Below are 19,905 nucleotides of genomic sequence, written 5' to 3' on the forward strand. Positions count from 1 at the left end.
GCCCCCGGAGTCGGGTGGGCGGGCGCGGGCTCACAGGGTCACCAGGGGTTTGAGCTCGGCAAGCTTTCGATCTCCGATACCGCTGATCTGGCGAAGTTGGTCGAGCGAGCGGAACAGGCCGTGCGCGCTGCGGAAGTCGAGGATGTGCTTGGCCAGGACCGGCCCCACCCCCGGCAGCGCGTCGAGTTGATCCAGCGTCGCGTGGTTGAGGCTCACCGGGGCCTTCGGACCGGTTGGTGAGAGACCGCCCTGAGCCGGCGGGGACGGCGCGCCGACCAGGACCTGCTCACCGTCCAGCAGGATGCGGGCCATGTTGAGCGTGTCGGTGTCGACCCCCGGCAGCGCGCCGCCGGCGGCCCGGAGAGCGTCGGCGACCCGCGAGCCGCTGGGGAGCGTCCGAATGCCCGGGTGGGCCACCCGGCCGGCGACGTCGATCACGACGGGCGACGACGCCGGGCTGTCGCTCCCCGCTGTCGGCGCGCCCGGGGAGGCCGGGAGCGGAGCAGCGTCGGGAGCCGCTGTCGGCGCAGCGGCGGAGCCGGCGTTGAGGGCAGGTGCGGTCGAGAGCTCCGCTTGAGCGGCCGATTTGCTGACCGGTCTGGTGGAGCCGACCGGGACGGCGACGGGTTGCGGGCGGCCGAACCAGAAGTGCTGCACCGCATAGCCGACGGCGAGCAGGAGGAGCACGGTGAGGCCGAGCACGGCCTTGCGGTCGGCGAGCAGCAGGGAGTGCAGGGCGGCGGGGAGGCGGAAGCGACGGCCGCCGGAGCGGGTGAGGACGGGGCTGGGCGCGAGCGGGCTGGCAGGGGGCGCGGGCTCGGGGGTTGCAGGAGCGGGAGTGGGGGCGGCCCCGCCCGGTGGCTCGGCGGCCGAACTGCCCGGCGTGGCACGGCGACCGTAACCCTGCGGCCAACCATCCGGCAGACCGGCCGAGTCGGTCTGCGGCGGGGCGGGCTCGCGGGCAGCGGCGGGCGAGGTCGGCGGCCTCAACGGCGAGGCGACGGCAGGAGCGGCAGGGACGGCAGGAGCGGCAGGGTCGACAGCCGGACCGACGGAAGTGGCAGCACCGGAGGCAGTGGGCGGTCGAGGCGAGGAAGGAGCAGGCGCAGACTCAGCGGCCGGGCCCGCGGATTTCAGCGCACCCGCGGCCGTCGCCGACCGACCCTGGGCGAGCGAGGCGCGGAGTCGGGCCGCCGCGGCTGACCCGGCGTCCACGCGCGGGGCACTCGTGTCAACGCGCGGCGATGGGCGGATGGGTGCTGGGGCACTGAGGGCAGCCAGGCGGCTGCGGGCGAGGTCGGCGGCCTCAAGGCGACGGGTGGCGGCAGGGGTGCGTAGGCGTTTCATGGGGCCGACGGTACGGAGCGCCGGCGCTGCCTGTCAGAGACCGTTCAGAACCTGTGGACAACCCCGCCCTTGTGGATAACCACGCCCCAGTTCACGGCAGCTGACCACCTGTCAGCTCACCACCGGCGCCACCACCACCGCGAGCAGCCCGGGCCCCGCGTGGGCACCGATCACCGCGCCCACCTCTTCCACCAGTACGTCGCGGACACCCGGGACGCGCTCCCGGAGCCGTTCGGCCAGCGGCTCGGCCCGGTCCTCGGCGGCCAGGTGGTGGACCGTGATGTCCACCTCCCCCAGGCCGGCCTGCTCGACCGCGATCTCCTCCAGCCGGGCGATCGCCCTGGACGCCGTGCGGACCTTCTCCAGCGGCTCGATCCGACCGCCGGTGAGGTGCAGCAGCGGCTTCACCGCGAGGGCCGAGCCGAGCAGCGCACGCGCGGTGCCGATCCGGCCGCCGCGGCGCAGGTGTTCGAGGGTGTCGACGTAGAAGATGCCTCGGGTCGCCGCGGCCCGGCGCTCGGCGACCGCGGCCACGGCAGCCGGATCGAACCCGGCCTCGCGGGCCTCGGCTGCGGCCAGTACCGCGTAGCCCAAGGCCATCCCGACCAATCGGCTGTCGAGCACCTGGACCGGGATCGGCGCCTCGGCGGCGGCGAGTCGGGCGGCCTCGGCGGTGCCGGACAGCTCGGCGGAGAGGTGGATCGACAGGATCGCGCTCGCCCCGCCCGCGGCGGCCGCGCGGTAGGCGGCGGCGAAGGTCGCCGGGTTGGGGCGGGAGGTGGTCAGGCGATGCCGGGCGCGCAGTGCCTCCCCGACGTCCTTGGGGGTGATCTCCAGCCCCTCGGCCCGTACCTCGTCGCCCAGCACCACGCTCAACGGGACCACCGTGATCTCGTGCCGGTCGATGACCCGCTGGGGCAGATAGGCCGTGGAATCGGTGACAAGCGCGAGGTCGGCGGGCATGTGCCGGAGGTTACTCCCCGAAACGGGCAGAGGACAGCCGGGCCCGAGCGGGTCGGGTCAGCTCGGCGAGGACCCGGGGTGGGGCTTGCGCAGCCGCTGACCGAGCCGGCTCAGCGGCTCGGTCAGGTTGAGCGCCTCCTCCGCGCTCAACCGCCCGGCCCGCGCCGCGATCCCGGGGCGCGAGGAAGCGGCGGAAGCGGCGGAAGCAGAGGCAGCGGACGTCGTGGAGGCAGCAGCGGCACGAGAGCCCGCACCATCGCCACCCTCCGCCGAAGCCCCCGAGTCCACCCGGTCCCAGTGCCGCAGCGCCCCCGCCTCGCTCTCGCACTCCGCGCTCAGCCGGCCCAGCTCGTCCGCCGCGAACCGGTGCGCCCGGTCCTGCGCCGCCCAGCGCATCGACTCGGCGGAGTGGGTGATCCGGTCCGCGCGCTCGCGCAGTTCGGGCAGCTTGGCGGCGATCCGGGTCGGCTCGGGTTCGCGCTCCAGCATCCGCAGTTCGGCGTCCAGCTCGGCGGCGTGCACGTCCAGGCGGTCCAACAGGCGCAGCGACTCGGCGAGTTGACCGTCCGTGCCGACCCCGCCCGCCAGCACCGCGCGGGTGCCGGCCAGCGAGGTGCGCAGCCCGAGGCGGACGGCGGCCAGCTCGCCCTGCGCACCGGGCTTGGTGTACCGCTTGGCCTTCAAGGCGACGTTCTCCACCGCGCGGCGGGCCTGCACCTCGGTCTGCTCGACCTTCGCCACCACCGCCTTGGTGGCCTTGATCGCGCCCACCACGACGAGCACGACCACGGCGGCCGAGAAGAGGCCGAGCAGGATGAGCACCGCGCCGATCGCGTCCATCAGTTGCCGCCTTCCAGCGGAAGCCGGGCTCGCCCGGGCTCCGTATCGGTTACCGGCTTACCACGGTAGCCGCCGCGCAGCCGCAGCAGAGCGGTAACCGGGGATGGATCAGGGTGCGGTCAGGGATCTCCCTGAGCCGCCGGTTGCGAGCGGTCCGGGTCGATCGCGCCGGGAAACGGCCGGCGCCGACCGAACCCAGCGGGCCGGCCACCCCGCGAACGGAGCGGCCGGCCCGGTGAGCCACTGATGCGGTCAGCCCGTGACGATGTTCACCAGCTTCGGCGCCCGGGCGATCACCTTGCGCACCGGAGCCCCGGCGATCGCGGCGACCACGGCCGGGTCGGCCAGTGCCAGCGCCTCCAGCTCGGCGTCCGTGATGGTCGGCGGGACCTCCAGGCGGGCCCTGACCTTGCCCTTGATCTGGACCACGCAGGTCACCGCCTCGTCCACCAGGTAGACCGGGTCGGCGACCGGGAAGTCGGCGAAGGCCAGCGAGTCGGTGTGGCCCAGCTTGCGCCACAGCTCCTCAGCGATGTGCGGGGCCAGCGGGGCGACCATCAGGACCAGCGCCTGGGCCACCTCGCGCGGCGTGGAGCCGCGCTTGACCAGGTAGTTGTTCAGCTCGATCGCCTTGGCCACGGCCGTGTTGAAGCGCAGCCCGGCCAGGTCGCCGCGGATCCCGTCGATCGCCTTGTGCAGCGCGCGCAGGGTCGGCTCGTCGGCCGGCTCCTCGCTGACCACCAGCTCACCGGTCTCCTCGGAGACCACGTTGCGCCACAGCCGCTGCAGGAAGCGGTAGGAGCCGACCACGGCGCGCGGGTCCCACGGGCGGGAGACGTCCAGCGGGCCCATCGACATCTCGTACAGGCGCAGCGTGTCGGCGCCGTACTCCTCGCAGATGGTGTCCGGGGCGACGGCGTTCTTCAGCGACTTGCCCATCTTGCCCGCCTCGCGGGTGACCGGTTGCCCCTGCCAGACGTAGCCGCCGTCCACCTCCTCGACCTCGACGGCCGGCACCGGGAAGCCGCGCGCGTCACGGTAGACGTCGGCGGTGATCATGCCCTGGTTGAACAGCTTGTGGAACGGCTCCACCGAGGAGACGTGGCCCAGGTCGTGCAGCACCTTGTGCCAGAAGCGGGCGTACAGCAGGTGCAGCACCGCGTGCTCCGCCCCGCCGACGTACAGGTCCACGCCGCCGGCCGGCTTCTGCTCGGTCGGGCCCATCCAGTAGGCCTCGTTGGCCGGATCGACCACCTTCGAGGCGTTGACCGGGTCGACGTAGCGCAGCTCGTACCAGCAGGAACCGGCCCAGTTGGGCATGGTGTTGGTCTCGCGGCGGTAGGTCCGCTCCCCGTCACCCAGGTCCAGCCGCACGCTGACCCAGTCCTCGTTGCGCGACAGCGGGGTCTTCGGGGTGCTGGCGGCGTCGTCGGAGTCGTAGGTGTGCGGCGAGTAGTCGTCCACCTCGGGGACCTCGACCGGCAGCATCGACTCGGGCAGCGCGTGCATCACGCCGTCCTCGTCGTAGACGATCGGGAACGGCTCGCCCCAGTACCGCTGCCGGCTGAACAGCCAGTCGCGCAGGCGGTAGTTGACCGTGCCTTCGCCGATGCCGCGCTCGGTCAGCCAGGCGGTGACGGCGGCCTTGGCCTCGGCCACCCGCAGGCCGTTCAGCGACACGTCGGGGTTGGCGGAGTTCACGATCACCGAGTCGTAGGTGTCGAACGCGTCGTCCCACTCGGCCGGGTCGGTGCCGCGCCCGTCGGTCGGCTCGACCACGCAGGTCATCGGCAGCGAGAAGGCGCGGGCGAAGGCGAAGTCGCGGTGGTCGTGCGCGGGCACGGCCATGATCGCGCCGGTGCCGTAGCCCATCAGCACGTAGTCGGCGATGAAGACCGGGACCGGCTTGCCGGTGACCGGGTTGGTCGCGTAGGCGCCGGTGAAGACACCGGTCTTGACCTTGGCGTCGACCTGCCGCTCGACGTCCGACTTGGCGGCGGCCACGGCCCGGTAGGCGGCGACGGCCTCGGCGGGGGTGTGCGCCTCGCCCTTCCAGTCGGCGTGCGTCTCGGCCGGCCAGGCGGCCGGGACGATCGCGTCGACCAGCTCGTGCTCGGGCGCCAGCACCATGTAGGTGGCGCCGAACAGGGTGTCGGGGCGGGTGGTGAAGACGGTGATCGGCTGCTGCCCCGCACCGCCGTTGTGGGTCGGGACGGTGAAGTCGACCCGGGCCCCCTCGGAGCGGCCGATCCAGTTGCGCTGCTGCAGCTTGATCGCTTCCGGCCAGTCCAGCATGTCCAGGTCGCTGATCAGCCGGTCGCCGTACGCGGTGATCCGCATCATCCACTGGCGCAGCTTGGACTTGAAGACCGGGAAGTTGCCGCGCTCGGAGCGGCCGTCGGCGGTGACCTCCTCGTTGGCCAGCACGGTGCCCAGCCCGGGGCACCAGTTGACCGGCACCTCCTTGCTGTACGCCAGGCGGTACTCGCCCAGCAGCTCCTCGCGCTCCAGCCCGGACAGTTCGGACCAGGCGCGGCCGTCCGGGGTCGGGCGCGAGCCGTCGGCGAAGGCGGCGATCAGCTCGGCGATCGGGCGGGCCGCGTTCACGGCCGGGTCGTACCAGGAGTTGAAGATCTGCAGGAAGATCCACTGGGTCCAGCGGTAGTACTCCGGGTCGATGGTGGAGATCGACCGGCGGCTGTCGTGGCCCAGGCCCAGCCGGCGCAGCTGGGCGCGCATGTTGGCGATGGCGGCCTCGGTGGAGACCCGGGGGTGCACGCCGGTGGCCACCGCGTGCTGCTCGGCGGGCAGGCCGAAGGCGTCGTAGCCCAGCGTGTGCAGCACGTTGTGCCCGGTCATCCGCTGGAACCGGGCGTAGACGTCGGTGGCGATGTAGCCCAGCGGGTGACCGACGTGCAGGCCGGCGCCGGAGGGGTACGGGAACATGTCCATGATGAAGGCGTGCGGCTTGGCCGCGACGTCACCGGCGGCGCTGTGCGGCGCCAGCGGGCCGGCCGGGTTGGGGGCGTCGAACGTCCCGTCCTTCTCCCAGGTGTCCTGCCAGCGGGCCTCGATGTCGGCGGCCAGGCCAGCGTCGTATTTGAACGTCGGCGTCCGGAACGGCTCGGTGGCAGCGGGGGTCGTCTCGCTCATGGTCCTTCAGGCTCCATCGTGTCAGATCGCGAATCGTCAGCGGGGTTGCCGGGCACGGCGCGAAAGGCCCGGAGAAACAAAAAAGCCCCTCGACAGGAGGGGGCGCCACGCTGACTCCGGCATGGCCCGCTGGGGTCGGCCGGTCCTGGTCAGCGCGGCCGGCTAAGGAGCAGGCGCACGGTTCGCATGGCAGCAGGGTACCGCAGCCGTGCCCCGGGCGTGGCGGTCGCCCCGAGCCCGGACGGGTCGACGGGGCTCAGTCGAGCCGCTGTTCGCCGTCCCGGCCGCCGACCGCCGACCCCCTCGCCGGCCCGGCCGCCGCGTCGAACTCGCGCAGTGCCCGGGCGACCACCTGGGACTGCATGCCGGCGGCCAGTCGGCGGGCCTGGCCGGCGGCCTCGACGGCGCGGTCCCGGTCGCCGGTGCGGTGCCAGGAGTCGGCCAGCCGGATCAGCAGCAGGGCCCGGGCCCGGGCACCGGCAGCGCCGGCCGCCGCCTCGGTCAGCATCGGCCGGGCCGGCTCGTGCTCGTCCAGGAACAGGTACGCGCCGCCGACCAGGCCGAGCAGCTCGGCGCGCCGCGGGCCGCCCTCCCCGGCGAGCAGCGCCAGGGCCCGCTCGGCGGCGTCCTCGGCGCCCGCCCGCTGTCCGGCGCGGGCCCGGGCCAGCGCCAGGCGGCCCAGCTGGCGGGCCTGCTGATGGGGCGTCAGCTGGTCGCCGACCGCCGCCAGCGCCTGCCCGAGCAGCGCGGCCGGATCCAGGCCCCGCGCGGTGCCCTGGTAGGTGACCTGAACCGCGAGGCCACCTACCACGCTCATCGCCAGCCGCGGCTCGCCGGCCACGTGCGCGGCCCGCAGCGCCGCCACGTAGGAGCGCTGGGCGGCCGCCTCCTGCCCGAGGTCGGCGGCCGCCCAGCCGACCAGCCGGGCCAGCCGTCCCGCTGCCCCGTAGAGCGCGCGGCCCAGCCGCTCGTCCTCGGCGTAGCCCCCCAGTTCGAGCAGCTTGCCGGCCATCGACAGCTCGGCCCTGGCCGGGTCGAGCACCAGCCCGCCGCCACAGGCCTGGGCCAGCCGCCGCTTGCCCTGGTAGCCGAGGCGCAGGTCGGCCAGCTGTCCGGGTGTCACCCGCAGCGCGCCCTCGCCGCCGGTGAGCGGCGGGGGCGCGCTGGCCCAGTGCTCGACCGCCGCGGCCAGCTCCGCACCGCGGAACAGGTCGGTCAGCCGCACCGGGGCGGCCTGCGCGCCCGCCTCGCGCAGCGCCGTCTGCGCGGTGTCGGCCGTCCACGGGTCGGTGAGCAGCCGGGCGGAGAGCACCTTGGCGCCGCGGTTGCTGCCCATCCGCCCCCACAGCTGGCCGTAGGTGACCGCGATCCCCACCGCGCGGCTGAGCACCTCGCAGACCGCCTGGTCGTGCGGCGCCCGCGGCACCATGCCGCGGTCGCGCCACTTGTACGGGGCGGTCTGGCTGATCGACAGTCCGACGGGCAGCACCTGGTTGACCTCGCGGGCCAGCCGCTCGGGGCTCCAGGAGAGCTGATGCAGTATCCGGGCGAGCTCTTCGTTGCGCTTGCGGGCGAGATCGGCCATGGCCCGACGGTAGCGGGCTCGGGGCAGCACCCGGGGGCCATCGCGCGGAGATCCGGGAGACTTCAGGGCGGCATCACCGCGCGTATCGGACAGGGCCGAACGGTCCAGCGGTTTCACCAGCTCAGGGTCGGCTGCCGCAGCCCGGCGTAACCGGATGCGGTCACGCAGCGTAGGACACCCGGAATCCTCCACCCTCGAGAAACGGTGATCCTCTTGCCCCAGTCCGCCCTGCTCCCCCGCCCCGGCCTCGCCACCCCCGCCCCACCCAGGTCCCGCCGGCGGATCGGCCGGCGGATCGGCCGCCGCCGGGGCCTGGTGGCCGCCGCCGTGGTCCTCAACCAGCTGGCCTACGGGTCGGTGTACTCCTGGAGCATCCTGTCGGCCGGCCTCCAGTCCCGGGGCAACGGCTTCGCCCTCGGCCGGGACGAGGCCGGGCTGCCGTTCGCCACCGCACACGCGCTGGTCTTCCTCGGCACCGTGCTGGGCGGGACACTGATGAGCCGACGGCCGCCGCGCGGGATCGCGCTGCTGGCCGGGGCACTCTACGCGGGCGGCTTCCTGCTGGCCGGCTGCGCCCACGGGCGGGACGACTTCTGGCTGGTGCTGCTCGGCTACGGCGTGGTCAGCGGGGTGGGCCTCGGACTCGGCTACATCGTGCCGACCACCCTGCTGCAGCGCTGGTTCCCCCGGCACCGGGCGCTGGCCGCCGCGATCGCCACCGGCGGCTTCGGGCTCGGCTCGGTGCTCAGCGCGCCGCTCACCCGGCTGCTGGTCGCGCACTTCGCGGCGAACCCGGTGCGGGCACTGCTGGTGCTCGGCGGGCTGTTCCTGGTGACCACGCTGACCGGCGCCGCCTTCTTCCGGAACCCGCCGCAGCCGCAGCCGGTGCCCGCCCAGCGCGGCCCGGGCGCCACCACGATGGGCTACCGGCCGGCCCAGGCGCTGCGCACCCGGCAGTGGTACCTGCTGACCCTGATCCTCTTCTTCAACACCGCGGCCGGGATCAGCATGCTCGCGGTGATCGCCCCGGCGGCCGGCAGCCTGACCGGGCTGAGCCCGACCGCGGCCGCCGCGCTGACCGGTGCGCTCGGCGTCTTCAACACCGTGGGCCGGCCGCTCTGGGGCTGGCTCTCGGGCCGCACCGGGCTGCTGAACGCGTTCGTGCTGATGCTCGCCTCGCAGGGCCTGTGCCTGCTGGCGCTCTCCCAGGTGGCCTCGCCCGAGCTGTTCTTCCCGCTCGCGGCGCTGGTCTGCCTCTCCTTCGGCGGCGGCTTCGCCACCATGCCGGCCGTCGCCTCGGACTTCTTCGGGCTGGCGCACGCGGGCGGGGTGTACGGGCTGATGCTGATCGGCTGGAGCCTGGCCGGGATCGCCGGACCGCTGCTGGTCTCGGAGCTGGCGGCGCGCTCCTCGTACGGGACGGCGTTCCTGGTGCTCGGCACGGTGACGGTGGCGGCGGCGGTGCTGCCGCGGCTGACCAGGCGGCCGGCGGCGGCCTGACGCCGACCGGCCGGCCGACCCGGCGGCGGTCGCTCCGACAGCGGACAGCGACTAAGTCCGACGGCGCCGCGGCCGGACACGCCGCAGGGCGCTCGGGAGATGTCCCGAGCGCCCTGCGGTTCACTGTGGAGCTACGGGGAATTGAACCCCGGACCTCTTGCATGCCATGCAAGCGCTCTACCAACTGAGCTACAGCCCCATGTGCATTTTTTTGCCGCCCCCGGTCTCCCGCGGCGACAGGTCTTACTTTACACGGTCGACGGGACGGTTAACGAATCCATTCCCCGCCCCCACCCGAGAGGGGCGGGGACGGGACACCTACGGACCCCGGGTCGGACTAACCGGGTAGCGCCGCGCGGCGCGTGCGGAAGGCGAAGCCGGCCGCCAGCGCGGCGCAGACCAGCGTCGCGAAGGTGGTCACGGCCAGCGCGTGGCCCGAGGCCGCGGCCGGCGCCGGGTAGTTCACCGAACTGAGGAAGATCGTGCCGACCAGCGCCACCCCGACCACCTGCCCCAGCTGGATCATGGTCACCATCACCCCGCTGGCATCCGCCGCGTCGGCGGCCGCCACCCGGTTCAACGCCCGGGCGAACAGCGGGCTGTAGGCGCTGCCGGAGGACATCCCGATCACCAGCAGCAGCAGATCCGCACCGACGCCGAGCCGGCCGCCAGAGCGCAGCAGCTGACCGAGCGCCAGATAGCCGCCCGCGATCACCAGCAGCGACAGCACCGGCAGCGACAGGTGCAGCCGCTCGGGCAGCCGCTGCCAGTGCAGGCCGGCCACCCCGAAGCCGACCGCCAGCGGGCCGAAGACCAGTCCGGCGTGCAGCGGGCTGAAGCCGAGGCCGGCCTGCAGGTGCAGGGCGAAGGCGAACATGAAGCCCGCGAAGTTGAGCATGATCAGGAAGATCGCCACCGCGGCCGGCAGCAGGCCCGGTGCCCGCAGCACCCGGCCGTGGATCAGCGGCTGGCCGCCGCGCGCCGCGATCCGGCGCTCGACCACCACGAAGGCGGCGAAGGCCGACGCCGAGCCGGCCAGCATCAGCCAGCCCCAGAGCGGCCAGTTCAGCTCGTGGCCGAGCACCAGCGGCACCACCAGCAGCCCGATCGCCAGCGCCAGCACCAGCAGGCCCACCAGGTCGAAGCGGCGCTCCCGGTCCACCGGCAGTTCGGGCAGCAGCCGGTGCCCGGCCGCCAGCAGCACCAGCCCGATCGGCACGTTGACCAGGAAGACGGGGCGCCAGCCGGAGCCGAAGAGATCCGCGCTCACCAGCAGGCCACCCAGCACCTGCCCGACCACGGTGGCACCGGCCAGCACCGCGGTGTAGATGCCCAGTGCCCTGGCCCGGGCCGGACCGCTGAAGGTCTTCTGGATCAGACTCATCACCTGAGGCACCATCAGTGCGGCACCCGCGCCCTGCAGCAGCCGGAAGGCGATCAGACTCCCGGTGTCCTGGGCCAGACCGCAGAGCAGCGAGGCGGCGGTGAAGCCGACCAGACCGCTCTGGAAGAGCAGCCGGTGCCCGAACCTGGCACCCAGCCGGGCACCGGTGATCAGCAGCACCGCGTAGGCGATGGTGTAGCCGGCGATCACCAACTGCAGTCCGGCGCCCGAGGCGTGCAGGTCGGTGCGCATGGTCGGCACCGCGACGTTCACGATCGCCACGTCCAGCACGGCCATGAACTGGCCGGTGAGGATGAGCCCGAGCAGCAGGCCGGGGCGGCGGTGGCCGCCGGACGCGGCGGCCGGGACGGGGGCGTCCGCGGTGGTGGTGCGGGCGGTCCGTGGTGACCGCGCGGTCTGAAGGTCCGTCATGGGGACCAGCCTGCCGGGGTCGTGATACTGGTGGTTAGAGCCTGCTGATCCTGGTACCGGCACTACCTCCCAAAGCCCGGACAACTACGTCAGGATGGAGCCATGACCGTGCTGGACACCCCTGCCGAGGCACCCGCCACCACCGCCGGCGCAGGCCAGGCGCGAGCCCGCCGGACCGAGCTCGCGGCCTTCCTCAAGGCCTGCCGGGCCCGGGTCTCCCCCGAGGACGTCGGCCTGCCGCCAGGCCTGCGCCGCCGCACCCCGGGCCTGCGGCGTGAGGAGGTGGCGCAGCTCGCCGGGGTCGGGGTCACCTGGTACACCTGGCTCGAACAGGGGCGGCCGATCAACGCCAGCGAGCAGGTGATGTCCGCCGTCTCCCGGGCGCTGCTGCTCGACGCGGTGGAGCGCACGCACCTGTTCCGGCTGGCCGGCCTGCCCGGCGACGAGCTGGCAGGCCTCAGCTGCCTGGCCGTCGATCCCACGATGCAGGTGATCCTGGACGGCCTGACGCCGATGCCGGCCGCGATCTGCAACCGCCGCTTCGACGTGCTCGCCTTCAACGCCGGCTACGACGCGCTCTTCCCCGGCGCCACCCGCACCGTGGCGCCGGGCGGCCGGCGCAACTCGATGTGGTGCGCCTTCACCGTGCCCGACTGCTGCAACCCGTTCCTCAACCGGGACGAGGAACTGCCCCGGATGGTCGGGGTGATGCGCGCCGCCTACGCCTCGCACATCGGCGAACCGGCCTGGGAGGAGTGGGTCCGCGAACTGTCCGCCGCCAGCCCCCGGTTCCGCGAGCTCTGGGCGACCCAGCAGGTGGCGCCGGCCAGGACCGCGCTCAAGGTGTTCCGGCACGCCGGCGCGGGCGAGATCCGGGTCCAGGCCGCCTACCTGACCATGCCGGGCGCGCCCGAGCTGTACATGGTGGTCTACACCCCGGAGACGGAGCTGGACCGGGAGCGGATGGCCTGGGTCACCGCGCACCCGGACGCGCCGGTGACCGACCACGGGCACTGAACCGGAAAGCGCCGAAGGCCGGTACCTGACGGTACCGGCCTTCGATGCGCTGTGGAGCTACGGGGAATTGAACCCCGGACCTCTTGCATGCCATGCAAGCGCTCTACCAACTGAGCTACAGCCCCGCGACACGCACGGCCCGCGAGGACCGCTGGTGCGGAGTGGAGCTACGGGGAATTGAACCCCGGACCTCTTGCATGCCATGCAAGCGCTCTACCAACTGAGCTACAGCCCCGCACTCCCAGGATCCCGCGCCGCCCTGCCGGGCCGCGTTCTCTCCTGCGAACGAGGAAGACTCTAGCTGGTCAGACCCGGAATGACGAAATCCCACCGGTGCCCGGCCCACCGCACTCAGCTCTCGTCACCGATCACCGGCTCCGGCAGCGTTCCCGCGTTGTGCTCCAGCAACCGCCAGCCGCGCGCGCCCTGGCCGAGCACCGACCAGCAGCAGTTGGAGAGCCCGCCGAAGCACTCCCACAGGCTCGGGTCCAGGCCGAGCAGCCGGCCGAGCATGGTGCGGATGGTGCCGCCGTGGCTGACCACCACGAGCGTGCCGTCCTCCGGCAGCTTCTCGAACGCGTCCAGCACCACCGGGACCGAGCGGTCCGCGACCTCGCTGGACAGCTCGCCGCCACCGCGCCGGACCGGCTCGCCGCGACCGAAGGCCGCGTACTCCTCCGGGTACCGCGCGCGGATCTCGGCGTGGGTCAGGCCCTGCCAGCTGCCCGCGTAGGTCTCCCGCAGGCCCTCGTGCAGCTGCGCCTCCAGGCCGACCAGCGTGGCCAGCTCGGCCGCGGTGTCCGCGGCCCGCTGCAGGTCGGAGGAGATCAGCAGGTCGGGGCGCAGACCCGCGAGCAGCCGGGCCGCGCGCCGGGCCTGGCCGCGGCCGTGCTCGGTGAGCGGGATGTCGGTGCTGCCCTGGAACCGCGAATCAAGGTTCCAGGAGGTCTGCCCGTGCCGCCAGAAGACGATCCGCGGTCCCCCCGCGCGGCTGCTCAGCTGAAGTCCTGGATGAAGCCGACGGCGTTGCCCGCCTCGTCGGTCGCGGCGTCCTCGGGACGGTTGCGGGTGGCCAGCGCGTCGGCCGGCAGCGGCAGCTCGGGGCAGTCCTTCCAGAGCCGGTCCAGCGAGTAGAAGGAGCGCTCCTCGGAGTGCTGCACGTGCACCACGATGTCCAGGTAGTCGAGCAGGATCCAGCGACCCTCGCGCTCGCCCTCACGGCGCACCGGCTTGACGTCGAGCTGCTCGCGCAGCTGGTCCTCGATCTCCTCGGCGATCGCCTTGACCTGGCGGTCGTTGGCGGCGGAGGCGATCAGGAACGCGTCGGTGATCGCCAGCACCTCGCTGACGTCGAAGGCGATCACGTTGTGCGCGAGTTTGTCGGCCGCGGCCTGGGCGGCGACGTTGATCAGTTCCTGCGAGTGTTCGGTTGCGGTCACGATGTTCTTCCGGCTTGATGACATGAATTTCCGTCTCCAGGATCTCACGCCACCACGGCGAGCCCGGCCGGAGTTTTCCGGCCGGGCTCGCGGGCGCACCGCCCGGCTACTGCTTGGGCGGCTGGTAGTCCTTGCCCAGCACCACCACGATGTCCGCGGTCTGCGCGGTGCCGACCTTCTTCACCGCACCGGCCGGCAGGCCCAGGGTGGTGGCCAGCGACTGGGCGGTCGCCTGGCGGCCGTCGTCGGTGTAGTCGATCTCCGAGGTGGCCTGCGCGGTGGCCGCGGTGCTGCCGCCGGGGACGAAGGTCAGCCCGGCGTTGACCACCTGCACCTGGGCGGCCTGGGCGTCGGCGGTGCCGCCGCTGCCGGTGGCGTCCACGATGCTCACCCGGGCCGGGGCGCTGGTCGCGACGGCCAGGTGCACGGTGCTGCCGAGCACCTCCTTGACCACCGGGGCGACCTTGGCCTGGTCCAGCGTGCCGTCCGGCTGGACCGGCAGCTCGGTGGTGCCGAAGTGCCCGGCCGCCGCCTGCTGGGAGAGCTCGACCAGCAGACCGGCCAGCGCCTTCTCCGGCAGCGACGGGTCGAGCACGGCGCCCATCTTGTGGACGTCGTCGGTGGCGTCCGAGAGCGTGGTGGGCATGGTGGCGATCACCGCGGAGAGCACCTGGCCGAAGCGGTTCAGCTGGGCGTCGCGGCTCTCGCCCGGCGCCTGGTAGGTCGCGTAGGCCACCGCGGCGTCGCCGGTCAGCATCCGCCCCTGGCCCTGCTCGACCAGCGGCTTGCCGTCCGGGCCGTTGACCGCCGCGTTGGTGTCCACCTTGATGCCGCCCAGCTGGGCGACCAGCAGCCGCAGGTAGGGGGTGTCCAGCCGCCAGGTGCCGGCCACCGGGGCGCCGAGCAGGTTGCCCAGCGCCTCCCGGGTGGAGGCCGGGCCGACCGAGTCCATCGCACTGCCCAGCTGGGTGGTGGGGCTGTCGCCGGCGGTCGGCAGCTGCAGGGTGTCGGGCAGCAGCAGCATCGAACCCTTGTGCCCGGCCGCGTCGTTGACCAGCAGCACGCTGCTCACCTTGCCCTGCAGGTCGCGCAGGTGGACCACGACGACGCTGCGCTGGCCGACCGCCGCGGCGGCCGACTGGGAGTTGCCCAGCGCGCCGGTGAAGAAGAGGTAGCCCACCGTGCCGCCGCCCACCAGGGCCAGCGCGACCGCGCCGCCGATCAGCCGATTGCGCAGCTTGCGGCGACGCTCGTCGCGCCGCTCGGTGCGCGACTCGGCGAACTTCAGCCAGTCGATGACGTCCTCGGTCTCCTCCGCCGGTTCGTCGACGAAGGTGAACTCGCCTGTCTGGTAAGCGTCCTGGTCACTCGCCCGGGCCGGCTTGGCGGCCGCGCGGCGCCCGCCCACCTGCTCGGAGGGCTCGTCGGGCACGGTCGGCGCAGCAGCCGCGGGCGCCGGCGCGGGGCGCGGCCGCGGTGGGGCCGGCCGGACGGGCGCGGGCGCCGGTGCGGCGAGCGCGGGCGGGACCTGCTGCTGGTACCCGGACTGCTCGTACACCGGCTGCTCGTGCACCGGCTGCTCGTAGACCGGTTGCTGATAGGTCTGCTGCTGGTACGGGTCGTACCCCGGCTGCTGGTAGGCCTGCTGCTGGTACCCGGACTGCTGGTACGGGTCGTACCCGGGCTGCTGCTGGTAGCCCTGCTCCTGGTAGCCGTGGTCCTGGTACGGCTGTTGGGCATAGCCCTGCGGCTGCTCGTACGACCCGTACTGCTGCTGGTACGGGTCGTACGGATACGGCTGCTGCGGGTACTGCCCGGTGGACCAGTCGCCGTCCTCGGGCCCTTGGTGGTCTGCCGTCACGCCATCCCTCAAGGTCTTCCTCCGGCTCACCCGGCGTCCAGATAGAGCGCCCGCTTGTCGATGTACCGCACCACGCCGTCCGGGACGAGGTACCAGACCGGCTCACCCTTGGCCACCCGCAGCCGGCAGTCCGTGGAGGAGATCGCCAGCGCCGGCACCTCGACCAGGGAGACCCCACCGGCCGGCAGTCCGGCGGCGGTGAGGGTGTGCCCGGGACGGGTGCAGCCGATGAAGTGGGCGAGCGAGAAGAGCTCCTCGGCGTCGCGCCAGGTGAGGATCTGGGCCAGCGCGTCGGCACCGGTGATGAAGAAGAGGTCGGCGTCCGGGTGCTGGGCCCGCAGCTCGCGCAGGGTGTCGACGGTGTAGGTCGCGCCGCTGCGGTCGATGTCGATCCGGCTGACCGAGAACTGCGGGTTCTCGGCGGTCGCGATCACCGTCATCAGGTACCGGTCCTCGGCGGACGAGACGCTCGTGCCGCTCTTCTGCCAGGGCTGCCCGGTCGGGACGAAGATCACCTCGTCCAGGTGGAAGGCGCTGGCCACCTCGCTGGCGGCGACCAGGTGCCCGTGGTGGATCGGGTCGAAGGTGCCGCCCATCACACCGAGACGCTTTCTGCGCCCGGGCCCCGTCGTCGGCCTGCTCTCTCCCATGGCGCATCACCTTACGCGACCCGCTCGGCGACCCGCCGCCCAGCCCGAGCGGCGACCGGTTGCCGCGTCCGCCGGGGCCGGATGCTCCACCGGATGCGCCACCGGATGCGTCGAGGGGAGCGTCCCGCCGTCCGGGGCGCTCCCTCTTCGCTCGCGCGCTCTGCCGACCTAGCGGTCCTTGTTGAAGCGGGTGACCAGGAAGAGCAGCATCAGCAGGATGAACAGCGCGCTGCCGCCGGTGAGCAGCGGGTTGAGGCTGTCGTGGCCGCCGCCCTCGGCGAGACGGGTCAGTGCGGGCAGAGCGCTAGCGGTCATGTTCGGCAGGGCCTTCTCGACTCGGTGGGGGCCAGGACGCGGGTCCCGGCGAGCCGCTTCGGCCCGCACCCCTCATCTTACGAGGCCCTTACTCGCAACCGCGCGGCGGCTCCCCGCGTCTGACAGCAGGTGAGGCGTCAGTTGTCGCGACCGGCTCGGACCAGGATCCAGGCGAGCAGGCAGACACCCACGATGGAACCGAGCACCACCAGGCGCAGGAAGAGGCCCGGACCGGGACCGCCGGAGATCGCGGCCAGGTTCACCAGGGCGTCGGGGGACATCGGCGGGCTCCTCGGGGAGGGTGTGACATATCGGAAGCCAGGGTAAACCGGCGACTCCCCGGCACGACGCACCGCCCCCGATCCGGCGCGGTCGACGGCATCCGGGTGTCATCCCCGCGATCCGGGGACGAGTACGCGCACGCGGACGTTGAAGCAGACGGATCCAGCGGGGGCCGGCGAAGGGCCGGGACCGGCGTCGAGCAGGAGGTACTCAGCACATGATCGATTCCACCCAGCCGGGCGGCACCCCGGGCACGCCCAGCCGCCGCCGCGAGCGCTTCCCCGGGATCTCCACCCGGGCCTGGGAGCACCCGGCGGACCGCTCGGCGCTGGTCGCGCTGCGCAAGCTGTCCGGGTTCGACGACATCCTGAAGAAGCTGGCCGGCCTGGTCTCCGAGCGCAGCATGCGGCTGATGTTCCTGGCCACCGCGGTGAAGACCTCGGAGCGCCAGTACCCGGAGATCTTCAACATGGTCCGGGACGCGGCCTACGTCCTGGACCTGGAGCAGGTCCCCGACCTGTACGTGACCCAGGACCCGACCGTCAACGCGATGTGCATCGGCATGGACACCCCGGTGATCGTGCTGACCACCGGGCTGGTCGAGTTGCTGGACGAGGAGGAGCTGCGGGCCGTGATCGGCCACGAGGTCGGGCACGCGATGTCCGGCCACGCGGTCTACCGGACGATGCTGCTGATCCTGACCAACCTGGCCGCCCGGGTCGGCTGGATACCGCTCGGCAACCTGGCGATCATGGCGCTGGTCACCGCGCTCAAGGAGTGGTTCCGCAAGGCCGAACTCTCCTGCGACCGGGCCGGCCTGCTGGCGGGTCAGGACCCGCAGGCCTCGATGCGCGGCCTGATGAAGCTGGCGGGCGGCCACAACCTCGGCGAGATGAACGTGGACGCCTTCCTGGAGCAGGCCGAGGAGTACGAGAAGGCCGGCGACCTGCGCGACGGCGTGCTGAAGCTGCTTCAGGTGCTGCCGCAGACCCACCCGTTCGCGGTGGTCCGGGTCGCCAGGCTCAAGCAGTGGTCGGAGAGCGAGGAGTACCGCTCGATCATGGCCGGCGCCTACCCGCGCCGCGCCGACGACCCGGACGCCAGCGTGGCCGACCAGTGGCGGGCCGCCGCCGACTCGTACGGCAAGTCGATCAAGGAGAGCAAGGACCCCTTCTTCTCCCTGCTGCGGGACATCGCGGACGGCGCCGGCTCGGTGGGCGGCAAGCTCCGCGACACCTTCACCGGCGCGAAGACCCCCGGCGGCACCCCGCAGGACGAGCCGCGCGAGTAACCGCCGGCCGAGCGGCTGACGGCACCGAGCAATCGGCGCCTCGCAGTTGGCGCCTCGCGCCGAGCGGGGCGTCAGCCGCTCGGTGCCGTCATCACCGCGCAGCTCTGCCAGGCCGGCTGCGCGTGGTCGGCCGGGTTCACCGCGGGGGGCGGCCCGACGGCCGGCCCGGCGGGGCCGACCGGCAGCGGCTGCAGGTACTCGGCCTGCGCGGCGCCGCAGGCGCTCGGTCCGGCCTGCTGCGCCGAGTCGACCACGTGCACCTGCCCGTTCGCGATGTCGGTGATGCCCAGGTCGAAGCGGAGTTCACGGCGGACCGTGTAGAGGCTGACCGGGCCGTTGGTCGCCGCGCCGGCCGGGCGCAGCGCGTAGACCAGGGTGTGGTCGGTGGTGACCTCCAGGGTGCCCGGGTCCAGCTCGGCCACCTTCACGCTGCCCGCCACCTTGACGGTGTCGGTGGCCAGCCCGATCTTCATCGGGTCGAACCGGACCATCCAGCCGGTCGCGCTGTGGTGCTGGTCGTCGACCGGGGCGGTCAGGCTCTGGTCGAACTGGCCCTGCTCGTCGGGTGCCAGCAACGCTCGCACCGCGGCGGTCTGGCCCTGCACCAGGACCGCGGGGGCCAGCTCGGAGGCCGTCAGGTACCGGCTCACGGTGTCGACGGCCGCACTGACCTGGGCTTGGCTGAAGTGCGCCGTCGCGGTGCGGGCGGCAGGCAGGCCGAGGCCCGCGCTGCCGTCCGCGAAGCCCGTCGCGGCCGCGAGTGAGGCGAACGGGCTGCTCGGGTCGGCCGCCGGCACGCCGCCGGAGGCCGGGGTGAGGACGGTCAGCTCGGCGGTCAGCTGGGCGCCGCCCGCCCCGCCCGCGTCGCGCTGCGGGGCGGTGACGCCGAAGTACACGGCGGCCCCGAAGGCCAGCACGATGAGCAGCAGCAGGGTCAGCGCCTGGCGCGGCAGCGTGCCGAACATCCGGCCGCCGAGCTTGTGCCGGACCGCCTGCGGGGCGCCGCCCAGGCGCTCCTCCGCCGAGAGTTCGGTGATCCGGGCAGCCCGGACGAATGATTCGTCGAAAACGACGGATCGGTATTCGTCCTCGCTTCCGGAACCGCCCTCGGGCACACCCTCCGGAGGCTCACCCGGGTCACCCATAACTCAAGGGTAGAGCCGGAGACAGCCTCTGAACGAGGGCCCGGACGCAACGGATCCGAGCGCGGATCCGCTCATCGCGCCGGGCCGCTCAGCCGGTGGGCAGGACACCGGCGCCCGCGCTCGCCGGGGCGCTGGCGACGGCCCCGACGCCGGCGGGCGGCGCCGGCGAGGCCGAGCGGCTGGTGCCGACCTCGGGACGCCGTGCGGGGGCACCGCCGGTCCCCCGGTAGACCGAGGCGACCGCGACGGCCACCAGGCTGATCCCCATCACGATCACCAGCACCCAGGCCAGCGGCCGGTGCCAGCGCTGCTGCGCGACCTGCCCGCGGGCGCCCGTCCGGGGCCCGTAACCGGGCCAGCGCACGGCGCGCCGGCCGGCGCCGACCCAGGGATCGGTGTAGATCCGGTCGTCCTCCAGGCCGGCGGGGTGCGGCCGCAGCTCCAGCGGCAGCCCGTCGTACCGGTCGGCGCCGAACTCGACGGCCCGGCCGGCAGCGCCCGGCTCCGGCTCGTTGCGGGCCTCGGCGGCGGCCAGCTGCCGCTCCTTGGCACTCGGCTCGTGGACCGCGGCGGATCTGATGAAGGCCTCGTCAAGGACCACGGTGGCGAACTCGTCGTCCGCTCCACCGTGGTCGGCGCCGTCGGAGTACGGCGAGCCCCCCACATCCTCAGCCACGGGAATCAGCGTATTACCGGGCGCG

17 protein-coding genes and 3 tRNA genes are annotated in these 19,905 nt (G+C 73.3%); 3 read left to right on the plus strand and 17 right to left on the minus strand.

What is annotated here, in order from left to right:
* Nucleotides 1–30: 30 nt before the first annotated feature.
* The 5 genes from P3T41_RS15185 to P3T41_RS15205 form a co-directional block, all read right to left on the minus strand.
* Nucleotides 31–990, minus strand: coding sequence for a helix-hairpin-helix domain-containing protein (locus P3T41_RS15185; RefSeq protein WP_280690361.1), 960 nt, complete (start codon nucleotides 988–990; stop codon nucleotides 31–33).
* 468 nt (nucleotides 991–1,458) lie between these two features.
* Nucleotides 1,459–2,310 carry a DegV family protein gene (locus tag P3T41_RS15190; RefSeq protein ID WP_280690362.1) on the minus strand — a complete coding sequence of 284 codons (852 nt, stop codon included), beginning with the start codon at nucleotides 2,308–2,310 and terminating at the stop codon, nucleotides 1,459–1,461.
* Between the two features lie 57 nt (nucleotides 2,311–2,367).
* Nucleotides 2,368–3,150, minus strand: coding sequence for a hypothetical protein (locus tag P3T41_RS15195; protein ID WP_280690363.1), 783 nt, complete (start codon nucleotides 3,148–3,150; stop codon nucleotides 2,368–2,370).
* Between the two features lie 252 nt (nucleotides 3,151–3,402).
* Nucleotides 3,403–6,303, minus strand: coding sequence for a leucine--tRNA ligase (gene leuS / locus P3T41_RS15200; protein WP_280690364.1), 2,901 nt, complete (start codon nucleotides 6,301–6,303; stop codon nucleotides 3,403–3,405).
* Between the two features lie 256 nt (nucleotides 6,304–6,559).
* Nucleotides 6,560–7,888: a hypothetical protein gene (locus P3T41_RS15205; RefSeq protein WP_280690365.1), complete on the minus strand. Its 1,329-nt coding sequence runs from the start codon at nucleotides 7,886–7,888 to the stop codon at nucleotides 6,560–6,562.
* 213 nt (nucleotides 7,889–8,101) lie between these two features.
* Here P3T41_RS15205 and P3T41_RS15210 point away from each other — a divergent pair, with 213 nt between their 5' ends.
* Nucleotides 8,102–9,388, plus strand: a complete 1,287-nt coding sequence (locus P3T41_RS15210; protein ID WP_280690366.1) for an MFS transporter — start codon at nucleotides 8,102–8,104, stop codon at nucleotides 9,386–9,388.
* Between the two features lie 126 nt (nucleotides 9,389–9,514).
* Here P3T41_RS15210 and P3T41_RS15215 read toward each other — a convergent pair.
* Both P3T41_RS15215 and P3T41_RS15220 read right to left on the minus strand, forming a co-directional pair.
* Nucleotides 9,515–9,587 (minus strand) — tRNA-Ala (locus tag P3T41_RS15215).
* Nucleotides 9,588–9,725: 138 nt separating this feature from the next.
* Nucleotides 9,726–11,204: an MFS transporter gene (locus P3T41_RS15220; RefSeq protein ID WP_280690367.1), complete on the minus strand. Its 1,479-nt coding sequence runs from the start codon at nucleotides 11,202–11,204 to the stop codon at nucleotides 9,726–9,728.
* Between the two features lie 102 nt (nucleotides 11,205–11,306).
* On the opposite strand from P3T41_RS15220, the gene P3T41_RS15225 reads away from it, so the two are divergent.
* Entirely contained in the window at nucleotides 11,307–12,221 is a 915-nt protein-coding gene (locus P3T41_RS15225) for a helix-turn-helix transcriptional regulator (protein WP_280690368.1), read from the plus strand.
* A gap of 52 nt (nucleotides 12,222–12,273) precedes the next feature.
* On the opposite strand, the gene P3T41_RS15230 is transcribed toward P3T41_RS15225, so the two are convergent.
* The 8 genes from P3T41_RS15230 to P3T41_RS15265 all read right to left on the minus strand — a co-directional run bounded on the left by P3T41_RS15230 (nucleotide 12,274) and on the right by P3T41_RS15265 (nucleotide 16,767).
* Nucleotides 12,274–12,346 (minus strand) — tRNA-Ala (locus tag P3T41_RS15230).
* Nucleotides 12,347–12,383: 37 nt separating this feature from the next.
* Nucleotides 12,384–12,456, minus strand: a tRNA-Ala gene (locus tag P3T41_RS15235).
* 116 nt (nucleotides 12,457–12,572) lie between these two features.
* Nucleotides 12,573–13,220: a histidine phosphatase family protein gene (locus tag P3T41_RS15240; RefSeq protein WP_280690434.1), complete on the minus strand. Its 648-nt coding sequence runs from the start codon at nucleotides 13,218–13,220 to the stop codon at nucleotides 12,573–12,575.
* Nucleotides 13,217–13,660 carry a ribosome silencing factor gene (gene rsfS / locus P3T41_RS15245; protein WP_280690369.1) on the minus strand — a complete coding sequence of 148 codons (444 nt, stop codon included), beginning with the start codon at nucleotides 13,658–13,660 and terminating at the stop codon, nucleotides 13,217–13,219. Before rsfS ends, P3T41_RS15240 begins: the two co-directional genes overlap by 4 nt.
* A gap of 106 nt (nucleotides 13,661–13,766) precedes the next feature.
* Nucleotides 13,767–15,521 carry an LCP family protein gene (locus P3T41_RS15250; protein WP_280690370.1) on the minus strand — a complete coding sequence of 585 codons (1,755 nt, stop codon included), beginning with the start codon at nucleotides 15,519–15,521 and terminating at the stop codon, nucleotides 13,767–13,769.
* A gap of 26 nt (nucleotides 15,522–15,547) precedes the next feature.
* Nucleotides 15,548–16,171: a nicotinate-nucleotide adenylyltransferase gene (nadD, locus tag P3T41_RS15255; RefSeq protein ID WP_280690371.1), complete on the minus strand. Its 624-nt coding sequence runs from the start codon at nucleotides 16,169–16,171 to the stop codon at nucleotides 15,548–15,550.
* A gap of 168 nt (nucleotides 16,172–16,339) precedes the next feature.
* Nucleotides 16,340–16,486 (minus strand): hypothetical protein, encoded by a 147-nt coding sequence (locus P3T41_RS15260; protein ID WP_266297835.1) that lies wholly within the window; start codon nucleotides 16,484–16,486, stop codon nucleotides 16,340–16,342.
* A gap of 137 nt (nucleotides 16,487–16,623) precedes the next feature.
* Nucleotides 16,624–16,767: a hypothetical protein gene (locus P3T41_RS15265; RefSeq protein WP_280690372.1), complete on the minus strand. Its 144-nt coding sequence runs from the start codon at nucleotides 16,765–16,767 to the stop codon at nucleotides 16,624–16,626.
* A gap of 218 nt (nucleotides 16,768–16,985) precedes the next feature.
* Here P3T41_RS15265 and P3T41_RS15270 point away from each other — a divergent pair, with 218 nt between their 5' ends.
* Nucleotides 16,986–18,059 carry a M48 family metallopeptidase gene (locus tag P3T41_RS15270; protein ID WP_280690373.1) on the plus strand — a complete coding sequence of 358 codons (1,074 nt, stop codon included), beginning with the start codon at nucleotides 16,986–16,988 and terminating at the stop codon, nucleotides 18,057–18,059.
* A gap of 71 nt (nucleotides 18,060–18,130) precedes the next feature.
* Here the strand turns inward: P3T41_RS15270 and P3T41_RS15275 are convergent, their stop codons facing one another.
* Together P3T41_RS15275 and P3T41_RS15280 are read right to left on the minus strand one after the other, a co-directional pair.
* Nucleotides 18,131–19,204, minus strand: coding sequence for a hypothetical protein (locus tag P3T41_RS15275; RefSeq protein ID WP_280690374.1), 1,074 nt, complete (start codon nucleotides 19,202–19,204; stop codon nucleotides 18,131–18,133).
* 88 nt (nucleotides 19,205–19,292) lie between these two features.
* Entirely contained in the window at nucleotides 19,293–19,880 is a 588-nt protein-coding gene (locus tag P3T41_RS15280; RefSeq protein WP_280690375.1) for a hypothetical protein, read from the minus strand.
* Nucleotides 19,881–19,905 lie beyond the last annotated feature (25 nt).

This window comes from Kitasatospora sp. GAS204B, assembly GCF_029892155.1.
GTDB lineage: Bacteria > Actinomycetota > Actinomycetes > Streptomycetales > Streptomycetaceae > Kitasatospora.